Annotated in this window: 6 protein-coding genes; all 6 read left to right on the top strand. The window is 48.2% G+C overall.

The features are described from left to right. Window positions 1-33: 33 nt before the first annotated feature. The 6 genes from P364_RS0119240 (at window position 34) to P364_RS0119215 (ending at window position 13721) form a co-directional block, all read left to right on the top strand. Window positions 34-2793, top strand: coding sequence for an alpha-mannosidase (locus tag P364_RS0119240; protein ID WP_024631710.1), 2760 nt, complete (start codon window positions 34-36; stop codon window positions 2791-2793). A gap of 123 nt (window positions 2794-2916) precedes the next feature. Beyond that, window positions 2917-8472: a glycosyl hydrolase family 28-related protein gene (locus tag P364_RS0119235; protein WP_024631709.1), complete on the top strand. Its 5556-nt coding sequence runs from the start codon at window positions 2917-2919 to the stop codon at window positions 8470-8472. A gap of 42 nt (window positions 8473-8514) precedes the next feature. After that, on the top strand, window positions 8515-9738 hold the full coding sequence (locus tag P364_RS0119230) for an enolase C-terminal domain-like protein (protein ID WP_024631708.1): 1224 nt from the start codon (window positions 8515-8517) through the stop codon (window positions 9736-9738). Window positions 9739-9772: 34 nt separating this feature from the next. Then, window positions 9773-10615, top strand: a complete 843-nt coding sequence (locus tag P364_RS0119225) for an NAD-dependent epimerase/dehydratase family protein (protein ID WP_024631707.1) — start codon at window positions 9773-9775, stop codon at window positions 10613-10615. Between the two features lie 33 nt (window positions 10616-10648). Further along, on the top strand, window positions 10649-12340 hold the full coding sequence (locus P364_RS0119220; RefSeq protein WP_024631706.1) for a carbohydrate-binding protein: 1692 nt from the start codon (window positions 10649-10651) through the stop codon (window positions 12338-12340). A 52-nt stretch (window positions 12341-12392) separates the two neighbouring features. Next, window positions 12393-13721 carry a family 43 glycosylhydrolase gene (locus tag P364_RS0119215; protein ID WP_024631705.1) on the top strand — a complete coding sequence of 443 codons (1329 nt, stop codon included), beginning with the start codon at window positions 12393-12395 and terminating at the stop codon, window positions 13719-13721. Window positions 13722-13735: the final 14 nt, after the last annotated feature.

Here is a 13735-nt window from a genome sequence, read left to right as displayed (position 1 = left end):
ACAACTAAATCATACAAGATTGGAATGAAATGAATGACTACAAAAACCGCGCATATTGTCGCACATTCTCACTGGGACAGGGAGTGGTATCTATCCTTCGAGAAGCACCGAATGTTACTCGTTCAGCTTATGGAGGATTTAATTGAGACGTTTGAAAAAGACCCGGAATTTACGAGCTTTCACCTAGATGGGCAATTTATTGTGCTGGAGGATTACCTGGAAATTATGCCGCACCGATCGAATCAGGTCCGCAAGTTAATTGAACAGGGCAAGTTGATCGTTGGTCCCTGGTACATCCTTCAAGATGAATTCCTCGTCAGCAGTGAAGCTAATGCGCGGAATCTGTTAATTGGTATTCAGGCCTCTGAACAAATGGGGGGATATGCCAAAATCGGATATTTCCCGGATTCCTTCGGCAATATGGGTCAAGCACCACAGCTCATTAGTCAGGCGGGCATTGAGGTAGCTGTATATGGACGGGGAGTAAAGCCGGTCGGGTTCAATAACGAGATTCAGTCTGGCAACGAACATACCTCCAAATACTCGGAGATGTATTGGGAATCACCCGACGGTACTCGTGTACTGGCGATCCTGTTCGCCAATTGGTACAACAATGGCATGGAGATCCCGGTGGAACCTGGGAAGGCGAAATCTTACTGGGCCGAACAGCTGGCTGCGACAGAAGAGTTTGCTTCAAGTTCGGAACTCTTGTTCATGAACGGATGTGACCATCAGCCGCTCCAAAAGGATCTGACACAAGCGTTAAAGACGGCCGCCGAGATTATGCCAGATGTGACGTTTCGTCAATCCAGCTTTCCTGAATACATTCAGGCTTTGCAAAAAGCGAAACCACAGTCACTGGACGTCATTCGTGGTGAACTTCGAAGCCAATGGGATGACGGCTGGATCACACTTGTAAATACAGCTTCAGCAAGGGTATATATCAAGCAGCAAAATGTAAAAAGCCAGACGTTACTGGAGAAAGTGGCTGAGCCGCTGGCAGTCATGGCCTCTCTGTCCACAGGCACTTATCCACGCCATGAGCTGTTATATGCCTGGAAAACGCTGCTGAAAAATCATCCTCATGACAGCATCTGCGGGTGCAGTGTGGACGAAGTCCACAGGGAAATGATGACTCGATTTGCCAAGTCGCAAGAAGTGGCTGAAGCTATATCGGTTCAGAGTGCTCGTAGTATAGCTGAATCCGTGGATACCTCTGGCTTTACCGCAGATGTTGCGCTGCCTTTTGTAGTATTTAACACCTCGGGACATCTTCGATCCAATGTAATTGTAGCGAGGGTGGACGTTGAGCGACGTTACTTCGATCACCAGCCTCCGCATGAAAAGTATCAGGAATTCAAGCATGAATATGAAGCCTTTAACCCGAACGAATGGGTGGTATTGAACTCGGAAGGCAAGCAAGTGGAAGCCGTAATCACATCTGTTGGACCGACATTTGGATATGATTTGCCGGATAACCGGTTCCGTCAACCATACTGGGCGTATCAAGTGGATGTGGAGCTTCACGTCCAGAACATCCCGGGTTTTGCATATCACACTTTTGCGCTTGTGCCTCAGAGTGCCGTTGCAGATGCTGTGGCAAATGAGTCAATAACCCCTGAACTTGTTGCAGGAGAGCAAGGGATGGAAAACGCTTATCTGCGTGTCGAGATTGCGGGGGATGGATCGTTTACTATGTTGGATAAAGTGAACGGTCGTAATTATACAGGGCTTGGCATTTATGAGGATACCGGGGATATCGGAAATGAGTACATGTACAGACAACCGGATCAGGAAGCACCGCTGACTACGAAGGGATTGCCTGCCCAAATTAAGCTGGTGCATCATACACCTCTTAAAGCCGTTTATGAGATCGTGCATAATTGGAAGCTCCCGGTCGGCGCAGATAAACTGCTGGATGAAGAGATCCGCTCCATGGTTCCGTTTCGTTACCGGAAATCCCGGCGGCTTGATGAAACAAGGGAAGTGACCATTCGTACAGAGCTGAGCCTTGAAAAAACGGGTCGTTCCGTTGGCATTAAAAGCTATATCGATAACACGGTTCAGGATCATCGTATTCGCATGCTGTTCCAAACCGGACTCGAAGCAAGTCACGTTACCGTTGACTCTATTTATGAACTGGCGCAGCGTCCGATACAGCCGGAAGCAGCATGGAGCAATCCTAGCAATGCACAGCATCAAAACGCGTTTGTCAGCATCAGTAATGGTCGTGAAGGGCTGACGATTGCGAATAAAGGTCTGAATGAATATGAAGTGTTGGCTAATCAGAGCACCATAGCTGTGACACTGCTTCGCGGTGTTCGTGAGCTTGGAGATTGGGGCGTATTTGCAACACCTGAGGCCCAATGTCTCGGACAGCATATGCTGGAAATGGAGCTCATCTCACATGATCTGGATGTTATTCAGTCCGATGCTTATGTGCAAGCGTACCAATTCCCGGTACCCTGGACTGTTCAACAGACAGGTGTACACGGCGGCACGTTACCCGCTACCCACGAGTTTTTGCAATGGGAGGGCGATCATCTCGCATTTAGTGCACTTAAACGGGGCGAGGCCAATGATGACCTGCTGTTCAGGGTGTTCAATGTATCATCTGAGACCACTTCACTGAAGGTAACGCCTACGTTTAAAGCTAAGGAAGTGTACGAAAGCACCATTGTTGAAGAGCAAGGTGGAGCCATAAAGGCAGCTGATAATGGACGTTATGTTTTGGGAGTGGGATCGGCAAAAATTCAGACGATTGGCATTCAACCCACAACAAGTTTCATATAAGCAAGCCAGTTTAGAGAGTTCTCTCCACTGCTGCGGATTGAAAACGGATGCATCATGTTCCACATACGACAACCCTGTTTTCGTGCAGCTTGATTACATGATCAAGTTAATGGGAGGTATATTGTGAACAAACGATTAAGGTCAGGTGCCAGATGTACTATTTCAGTGCTGTTGACGATTGTCATGCTATGTTCGGGACTTTACATCACACCAGCAACCACACACGCGGCAGCAGAGAGGGAAGATCATATTGAACAAGGAGATGTTCCTCTAAATGATGTGTCTTCTGACTCGGTAAGTATAACGCTCGGAGAAGCCCCTGTTCAGCAGGGTATAGCTGCTCGTCCCGGCGATGGACCTCCAGCAGGTCTTCAAGTGGGGGCGCTTGACGGTAAGGCGTATTGGAAAACCAATCAGACGGTGAATCCATCGAATCCGGCGGGTAATATCCTGTATTTTTACTTCAATGTTGCAGATGAATATCTGTTTGAAAATACCGATCAGGACGTATTCGTCACTGTTGAATATTACGATACCGGTAGTGGCGCTATGGTTCTCCAATACGATTCGAAGCAATCCAGTTTCAAGGATGCCCCTTTGTTCCGGTATGAAAACACGGGAACGTGGAAGTCGCATACCTTCAAGCTGAGTGATGCCAATTTCGGTAACCGCACGCATGAAGCGGATTTTCGAATCGGGGTTAGCGGCGCAGGCGCGCCAGCCAACAATCCGGAACTTCATCTGGCCAAAGTAACCGTCCATAAGCAACCTCAGCAGCAGGCGGGTGCTCAGACCAAGGTCTATGAAACGGAATTCCCTACATCAGATATCGTCATTGCAGATCGGAGCGTAACCGATTATGGAGCAATAGGGGACGGAGTTTCAGACGATACTCAAGCGTTCAAGGAAGCGCTGGCAATAGCGGGAAATCAAGGCGGCGGAGTTGTGTTCGTGCCATCCGGAACCTATAAATTAACCGGAGAGCTGGTTATTCCAACAGGCGTTACGCTTCGCGGAGATTGGGGGAATCCCGATGAGCATGACGGATTAGTCAAAGGAACGATCCTTGCTGTATATGGTGGCAAAGGTCAATCTAACGGGAACAGCTTCATTAAGCTGGAGCCTTCAAGTGGGGTAACACATTTGTCTATTTGGTATCCCGAACAGAATATGAATAATCCGGTGGCCTATCCATGGACGATGGAGCAACTACCTGGTGACAGTGCCACGGTGAAAAATGTAACACTCGTCAATGCGTACCAGGGGATTAAGATTGGCCCGGAGTGGAACGAACTTCATTATGTGAAGGATGTATACGGCACTACACTGAAAACCGGTATCTTTCTGGATTTCACAACAGACATTGGGAGACTGGAAGAGCTTCACCTGTCCCCGGATGTATGGGCGAACTCAGGTTTGCCAGGAGCTCCTGAACGGACACAACTGCGTGAATATATGACACAGCAGTCAGAAGGCATCGTAATGGGACGTTCGGATTGGGAGTACATGTCGAATATTCATATTTCGGGTTATAAAATAGGTATACGAATTACGACGAGAACAGGCAGCCTCGAAACAGCCAATGCGCAGCTGTACAAGATCCAGATCGACGATTGCAATGTAGCGCTGAAGATTGAAGGTGTCAATGATTATGGATTGCTGGTGACGGACAGTCAATTCGAAGCGAGTGCTGGTCAGAATCCTATTGCCATTTATGCAACGGAAGGTTTTCACTCCATTGCCCAGTTTAACAGCGTTACGGTGGGTGGGGAGCCCAAACATGCGGTTGTGAATGAAGGGCGTGGAACGCTGTCTTTTGAGAGTAGTTCCTTCGAGAATTGGGGTGAAGGAAGCGGAGATTATGCCATCGTTGCCAAGAGTGGTTCGCTTATACTGGGCAGTTCTACCTTCGCCAAGCCAGATCGGCATCTGCTTCTTCAGGGAGATGTGGCAACAATTAATGCCATTCATTCCGGATATGAAGGGAATCTTGCGGTGAACGACCAAAGTACATTGGCGGAACTGAACATCCATCAGGAAGAAGGTTTGGTATTGGAAACCATCCCTGACGTTCCTTCTGTGGACATTGCTGCACAACCCAAGCCAGGTACTCGTGAATTGTTTAACGTGGTGAGCCAGCCCTATCTGGCTGATAACACAGGGAGTGCTGATTCATCCCAGGCGATCCAACAAGCATTAAATGATGCGGAGGCGGCAGGTGGGGGAACAGTTTATATGCCGGCTGGCATATACCGCGTTGAGCAGGCATTGGTGGTCCCAACGGCTGTGGAACTGAGGGGTAATTATGATGTGCCCCATCATACCATCGGTAATGGAACGGTAATTTTCACGAATTATGGAGAAAACGACCCCGATGCCGATGCATTCATTCAACTGGAGGAAGCAGCAGGGTTACGCGGATTATCTGTTTATTACGATCAGCAAACATGGTCTGATACCCATCCAGTGAAGCCATATGCCTGGACTGTGCAAGGCCAAGGGAAGAACATATATCTGATCGATACAACCTTGGTTAATCCATATCAGGCTGTTGACTTCGGAACTTATGATACAAGCGGTCATTATATCGATTATGTAGCTGGATCTCCGCTCAAGGAAGGCATATACCTTGGAGGCGGGTCTGACGGGGGATATATGCGGAATGTGCAGTTCAACCCGCATTATTATGGTCGGAACAATTATCCGAATCATCCATCCAATGATGAAGAATTTAATCAAATTTGGAATTATCAAAAAGAGAATTTGGACGCCTTCCGTATTGGTGATGTTACCAATCAGGTTATTTTCAATACATTTGTGTACGGTTCAAAGTACGGTATTCATTTTGAAGAACAGAATGGAAGAAGGCCCGAAGCTGTCGTTATTGGTCATGGCACCGATGGCAGCAAAAAGGGAGCCGTATTACAACATGCGGGATCAGCAGGTCTTTCGTTTATCAACACAGAGCTTGTTTCCATGAGTACAACAGACAAGGTTTACGTGGAGGTTGGGCCAAATTTTGGATCGAAAGCAGTGTTCTTCAATACGTCCATGTGGGGAGACACAACAAGGTCCTTTGATATTCACGGAGGAGATATCCGCATACAGCAGGGCAACTTCACGAACGTTGGTGAAATCGGCATTAACGCCATTGGTGGTGATATTACCCTCTACAATTCCTATTTTCAACAGCCTCGTACGAATCATGTGGTTGCAGGTCCAGATATAGAGAAGATGGTGATATCCAACAACCTGTTTAATGGCGGTTTTCAAATTGAGAATGAGGCACCTCCTGGAAAAGTGACGGGTACAAATCTGTTTCCTTTAGGGCTCAAGTTGAACCAGCTGGGGTATGATCCATCCAAACCTGGTGAACCTGGAAGCACGCTGACTTTGACGAATATTGCAGGTGCGGCTTTGCTGAAAGGGCAGATCGAATTGATTGAGCCGAGTGGGTATCATGGGATGTTTAAGCCAGTTCGTTTTGAAGGACTCGGTATTGGAAAAAGCATGGATGCGGCGCTTCCCTATATATCAAGTGACTTGCTCAAATTCAGAGTAACGCTTGAGAACGGGTTCCGTTATGACACTTCAGTCAAGCTTTCACAATCCTTTGCTGCGAAGAAGGATGCTGTTGGAACGTTGCCGTTCATTGAGGTGTCCAGTCCGGAGCATTACAACAGCGTCGGTGGAAGCTGGGGAGGACCGAATGATCTCAGTATTCAAGCTAAAGCAAGTTGGGATTCGGAAAATCTGGTACTCAAGGTAGACGTCAAGGACGATGTTCACCATCAATCCAATACTAATGGCGACATATGGCAGGGGGACAGCTTGCAGCTGGGTATTGATCTTGGCAAAGAAGATGGGGCCGCAAGCAAACAGGTGAATGAGCTTGGTTTTGCAGTGAATCAGGAAGGTGTCATCACGAAATGGAGATGGAGAGCTCCGGAAGGTGTTGCTACAGGTATATTGGAATCCGCTTCCGCTACCATTATCCGGGATGAGACGACCCATATTACGCATTATGAAATTACGTTGCCTTTCGCTGCACTTCATCAGGAAGGGTACACGTTCCGACCGGATAAACCCATAGGCTTTGCATTGCTTGTCAATGAAAACGATGGGGAAGGGCGATCAGGCTTTATGGAGTTTAATGGAGGAATCGGTACAAGTAAAGATGCACGATTATTCGGAAACTTGTACCTGCTCACGGGTGATTATGTGACATTGCTGGAGAAATCGGCTGAGGTGAGTGTTCGTACTGCGGAGCAAAAGAAAGATGTTACCTCTTTAGATACAGCATCCAACTTTGTCAATCTGCTACCGGGTGGAACGTTGAAGTCATCATTACTTGCGAGACTCGCTGCTCTTACATCAGGTTCCAATCCAAACCCCGGGGGACCAAATCCACACCCTGGCTCGGGTTCGGGATCAGAACCAGGCGCTGGGGCAGGCTCTACGACTGGAGGGAAGAAAGAAGAAACACCTGCCACTCCTAAGGCTACATTGCAGCTCCAGCCCAAGCTGGATAAGTCTGCTACATTGGCAACAGCCGAGCTCACCAACAAGATGATGGAGGAAGCCTTCCAGCGCATCACTCCTGATCAGGACGGGAAAAAGAAGCTGATTGTGGATTTGGAATATGTGGATGGTGCTCAAGGTTATGCTCTGACACTTCCATCGAGCTTTTTGCAGGAAACATCGTCTACTCAGTGGCTGGAAATTCGAACAGCATTGGGAGGACTTCTGGTTCCGAGCAGTTTGCTCGTCAATACCAAAGAAAAGCTTGGAGAGAGTATTACCTTGGAACTAAGCAAGGCGGACCAAAGCCATTGGAGTGCCAAAATGAAATCAGACTTCGGAGAGAAGCCTGCGATTACATTATCTGTGATATCGAATGGCAAATCTGTTGCCTGGCAAAATCCCATGACGCCAATCACAGTACGTTTACCTTATCAGCCTAACGAAACTGAACTTCTGGACCCGGAAAAACTCGCAGTGCGACGTATAACGGAGGACGGACAAGTGATCTCCGTTCCGAATGGGAAGTTTGATGAAAAATCGGAGCAAATGGTATTTAAAGCACGGCAAAACGGGGTTTACACAATTACACATGATAATCAAACATTCCAGGATATCCGGCAGTTATCCTGGGCCCGCCATGCCATCGAAGTTCTGGTGTCCAAAGGGGTCATTCGTGGAATGTCAAAGGCAGAATATCAGCCTCAATCCATGATCCGCCGAGCGGATTTCATAACGTTGCTCACCAATGCCTTGGAACTATATTCAGAGCAGGCAACAAACGTGAAACGCTTCGTGGATGTTCCTGAGCATGTTTATTACGAACAGTCCGTGAATACCGCCAGAACACTGGGTATCATTCAAGGATCAGGGGCCAATCTATTCTCGCCAGCGTCTCCAATTACCCGGGAAGAAGCAGCGATTATGATCTACCGAGCTATGGAAGTTATCGGGATGCAGCCTCTTCCTGAAGGTGAATCCGGTCTGGATGATTATAAAGATAAGCACTTGATCAAGGCTTATGCCCGCGATGCCATTGATTCGTTAACCAGATCAACCATTATGGAAGGGAGTAATGGCCATTTCCATCCGGAAAATACACTGACTCGTGCTGAGACAGCAGTGCTACTGTATCGCTTATACAACCGTTTGCCTTAAATCTTTCAGGAGGATCGAAATGGAGCAGAGGAGAGTGAACGCATGGCTAAAATTACACGGATAGAATGTATACGCACAAGGCACGACGGAAGCTGGACAATTGTGAAGATTTCGACAGATCAGGATGGTCTTTACGGACTGGGGTCTGCTTCTGATCTTTATAACCCCGAAGCGGTGGTACAGGTCATAGAACAATTGCTGGCACCATTACTCTTGGGGAGGGATGCATCTCAAATTGAAGATTTGTGGCATCTCATGCATATGAGCGGATATTGGAGAAACGGGGCAATTCTTCATACAGCCATTGGTGGAATTGACATGGCTCTGTGGGATATCAAGGGCAAGGAAGCGAATTTGCCGGTTTATCAATTGTTAGGAGGCGCCTGCCGTGCGGCGGTTCCCTGTTACGGCCATGCCGGAGGCGCTGATATCAGCGAGTTGAAAGAAGATGTATCTCGTTTTATGGAAGAAGGGTATACGGTCATTCGAGTGCAGATGGGAGGCTACGGTGGCGGGGGATTTATCAGCGGCAAGGAAGCGAATTTACCACGCGAGCCATGGAGCAGCGGTCCTGTATTCGATGAACATGCGTATCTGCATGCCATCCCTGACATGTTCGAGAAGCTTCGTCTGGAATTTGGCAATGGGATTCAGTTTACCCATGATGTGCATGAACATCTGTCTCCCATTCATGCCATTCAGCTGTCGAAACGACTTGAGCCCTATCATCTTTTCTTTTTGGAGGATGCACTTGCTCCGGAACAGATCGGATGGTATCGACAGCTTCGTCAGCAGAGCGCGACGCCGCAGGCAGTGGGAGAATTATTTGTTAATCCCGAGGAGTGGACCGGTCTGATTCAGGAGAAGTTGATCGATTTCATTAGAGTTCGCGTATCCAAGGCAGGCGGAATTAGTGCTTGCCGTAAGATTGCCACGCTGGGCGAATCCTACGGTGTACGAACAGCCTGGCAGGAGGGCGGGGAGAATGATCCCGTTAACCAGGCGGCAGCTGTCCATCTGGATATGGCCCTGTGGAACTTTGGTATTCAGGAAATCAATCATTTTAAATCCCATGAGCTGGAAGCTTTCCCGGGACACGTCGTGAGAGAAGGAGGATATCTCTACCCGTCCGAGAAGCCGGGGCTGGGCATTGATCTGGATGAAGTGAAAGCCAAATCGCTGCTGAACGACTCGTGGGATCCTAACAAATACTATCGGCCGTATCCTCTGGACCGCAAAGCAGACGGGACATTGGTGCGACCATAACCAAGTGACAAGAACAGACAGGAGAGATATAGGAATGAAGACGATTGCAGTTACAGGCGGAGGCGGAAAGCTGGGTTCACAGGTCATTGAGAAGCTGCAATTACAGGGTCATGATGTCGTATCGCTGGATAATCATCTGTCTGATCGGGTCCGTTGCAGGCAGATCAATGTCGATCTGAACGATTACGGTCAAGTCGTGGGAGCGCTTGCCGGAGTGGATGCCATCATCCATCTGGCCGCGATTCCTGCGCCGCTTCACTACCCTCACACCTACATTTTCGCCAATAATACTCTTTCCGGATACCATGTGCTGGAAGCAGCTTCTATGCTCGGTATACAAAAGGTGGTCATGGGCTCCAGTGAATCATCCTACGGATTTGCCTGGGCAAACAAACGTTTTTCGCCCGATTATTTCCCGGTGGATGAACAGCATCCGCAGCAGCCACAGGAATGTTACGGTCTGTCCAAAATCGTAAATGAGATCACTGCCGAAATGTTTCATCGGAGAAGCGGGATGCAGGTGATTTCACTCCGTTTTTCGATGATTGTTGGACCGGGAGAGTACAGACATCTGGCTATTGCGAAGGCCGAAACGTTCAAGCATATATTGTGGAGTTACATTGATATCAGGGATGCGGTTGATGCTTGTCTGGCTGCTCTGCATGTCGATTATGATGGGGCTGTTCATGTTAATGTTACCGCTAATGATACGTTAAGTGATCGCCAAACGGCAGAACTGCTGGGCACCTTTTATTCCGATGTAAACGACCTGCGGACAAAATTCCCTAATCGAGAAGCCATTGTCAGCAATGGACTGGCGAAAGAGGTTCTATCTTGGGGTCCGAAGCATTCGTGGACAGATGATCAACAGGAGTAACTCGCACGCAACTAAAATGAATAGGGGGATATTATGCTAAATTTCATGCAAAAAAGCAAGAGAGTATTGGCTTTTGCAAGTGCGGCATTATTGATTCTTACGTTGTGTTTGTCTATTTCTCCTTCCATCGTGTCGGCAGCATCCGCTTTTAATCAAACGCAGGCTTCCAGCTACAACAGCCAATCCGGAGTCCAACTGGAAAGCTCCAGCGAGGGCGGGCAAAACGTCGCATTTATAGACAATGGCGATTACATCGTATTTAACAATGTAGATTTTGGCAGCGGTGCCAATTCGATCGACGTGAGAGTGGCCAGCAACAACAGTGGCGGTACCATTGAGGTTCGTCTGGATAGCCTTAATGGAACACTCGCAGGAACTGTTGCTGTTCCGAGTACGGGCGGGTGGCAATCGTGGCAAACCAAGTCGGGGTCGATCAGTGGTGCCACTGGTGTCCACACGGTCTACCTTAAATTCACTGGAGGAACCGGGAATTTGTTCAATCTGCTCTGGTTCAAATTCAGTGCCTCCGCCGCTGGCGGCGGAGGAGATGTCGTAGGCAAACTGTATGCCGGGTATCAAGGCTGGTTCAACGCAGCGGGAGACGGTTCGCCGAACGGAGGCTGGGTGCATTGGTCCAAAAATAGCAGTGCTCCATCAGCAAATAACAATGTGAATTTCGAACTGTACCCGGACCTTCGGGAATATTCCAAGCTGTATCAGACAAGTTTGGCGAACCTCGGCAATGGTTCTCCTGCCAAGCTGTTCTCCACATATGATCAGGAGACGGTCAACAAGCACTTTGAATGGATGCAAACCTACAATATTGACGGTGCAGCATTACAACGGTTCGGCGCAGATGAGAGCGACACACCTAACAATTGGAAGAGCAACCGGGACAGCGTAGCCGTCAAGGTTAAGAATGCTGCGGAAGCTTACAATCGCAAGTTCTATGTCATGTACGACATTACAGGAATGAATGCGAGTAATTGGGTGCAGGCGGTTAAGCATGACTGGACGACCAATGTCGTGAACAACATGCACCTTCCATCATCATCCGCCTATGCGAAGCAGAACGGCAAGATGGTTGTCTGTATTTGGGGTATTGGGTTTACGGATCGTCCTGGTACTGCTGCAGAAGCAGCCGATTTGATCGGTTGGTTCAAAAATCAGGGAATCTATGTCATTGGTGGCGTGCCTACGTATTGGAGAACGGGCAATAATGACTCCCGATCTGATTTTATGAATGTCTACAAATCATTGGATATGATCTCGCCTTGGTCTGTTGCCCGCTTCGGCACGATTCAGCAAGCGGACAGCTTCAAAACCAATCAGCTTCAGCCCGATCTGACCTTTACCCAGCAGAATGGAATTGACTATCAACCAGTGATCTGGCCTGGCTCAGCTTGGTCAAACATGACTGGTGGCCCAAGAAATGAGAACCCGCGTCTGCATGGGGACTTTATGTGGAGGCAGGCCTACAATCTGAAGAGCATCGGTATCAATACCGGATATATTGCAATGTTTGACGAATACGATGAAGGTACAGCCATTGCCAAGATGGCAGAGAACAGCTCCATGATTCCAACCAATCAATATTTTCTGACGTTGGATGCCGACGGTGTTTCCGTATCATCGGACTTTTATCTCCGACTTGCAGGGGATATTAACCGTATGTTCAAAAACCAGATTCCATTGACGGCAAATCATCCAACGAGTCATCAATAGAGCAAAGTATGCATGATTTTAACAAGGAAATATACGTTCAGGAGGATTTAAAATGACTACGAACCATACAGGCTTTGAAACCACACGCCAAAAGACGACATCCCTGAATCCAGTAATTACATCCATATATACAGCGGACCCGTCCGCTCATGTATGGAATGACGGTAAAATTTACATTTACGCATCTCATGATATGGACCCAGCCAGAGGATGCGATCTCATGGACAGATATCATGTATTCTCCTCGGAGGACATGGTTAACTGGGTAGACGAAGGGGAAATACTTCGTTCGGATGATGTTTCCTGGGGCAGGCAAGAGGGAGGTTTCATGTGGGCGCCAGACTGTGCGTACAAGAATGGAACCTATTACTTCTATTATCCGCATCCGAGCGATTCGAACTGGAACGATTCCTGGAAAATCGGGGTTGCCACGAGCAGTTACCCCGCACATGGATATACGGATCAGGGGTATATCGAGGGTCTTGGCGGGTTTGCATTGATTGACCCGTGTGTACTTGTAGACGATGACAACAGTGCTTATATCTATTATGGTGGCGGAAGTGTCTGTCTGGGAGGCAAGCTCAATGAAGATATGGTGTCCCTGGAAGATGGCATGACAGGAATGCTAGGGCTCGAGGATTTTCATGAAGCGGCCTGGGTGTTCAAGAGAAACGATCTGTACTATCTAACCTATGCCGATAATTTGGAAGGTAACAACCGCATGAGATACGCAACAAGCGAGAATCCGCTTGGTCCATGGACGTACAGAGGCATTTTTCTGGAGCCGACCGGCTGTTCTACAACCCATGGCTCTGTAGTGGAATTCAAAGGACAATGGTATCTTTTTTATCACAATCAAGCTATCTCTGGTGAAGGTACACTTCGCAGCGTATGTATTGACTATCTGGAGTTCGATAAGGATGGTTCCATCAGACCTGTGGTTCAGACAAGGGAAGGTGTGTCCTCCGTCGGTCCAGCTCCGGTCCCTGCCCAGCAACGGAAGGTTTATGCGGGTGCAGCCAGTCAGGTTTTTGGAGGAGCTGAAATCAGGGAATTGCAATCCGGTCAAACTGTGGTTGGGAATCTTCAATCCGCAGAAGCGTATGCTTTATTTAAAAACGTGGATGGAGGCGAAGGCGGCAGAGCATCCGTTGAGCTTCATTATGCAACAGGCGAGCGACTGGCTAAATTGCATCTGACGATCAATGACCAGGACTATTCCTTGCTGAACGCGCTATCTACTGGCGGTTTGCAGGAGTTTGGCGGGATTACGAATATTACCGTTCCTTTGGAGCCGGGAAATGTCAACACAATCAAAATATCAGGTGGACATGGGGAGATCAACCTTTTATGCCTCACTGTCAGCCCGCTCGTGGATTAATACGTAAGTAACTG

Origin of the sequence: Paenibacillus sp. MAEPY2, from assembly GCF_000499205.1 — a bacterium.
Taxonomy (GTDB): Bacteria; Bacillota; Bacilli; order Paenibacillales; family Paenibacillaceae; genus Paenibacillus; species Paenibacillus vandeheii.
Note: the sequence above shows the minus strand (reverse complement) of the source record. Positions and strands in the feature narration are given on the sequence as shown.

Coding starts and splice junctions, on each gene's coding strand:
- P364_RS0119240 (WP_024631710.1), top strand. CDS start 34: ATGACTACAAAAACCGCGCATATTGTCGCACATTCTCACTGGGACAGG.
- P364_RS0119230 (WP_024631708.1), top strand. CDS start 8,515: ATGGCTAAAATTACACGGATAGAATGTATACGCACAAGGCACGACGGA.
- P364_RS0119225 (WP_024631707.1), top strand. CDS start 9,773: ATGAAGACGATTGCAGTTACAGGCGGAGGCGGAAAGCTGGGTTCACAG.
- P364_RS0119220 (WP_024631706.1), top strand. CDS start 10,649: ATGCTAAATTTCATGCAAAAAAGCAAGAGAGTATTGGCTTTTGCAAGT.
- P364_RS0119215 (WP_024631705.1), top strand. CDS start 12,393: ATGACTACGAACCATACAGGCTTTGAAACCACACGCCAAAAGACGACA.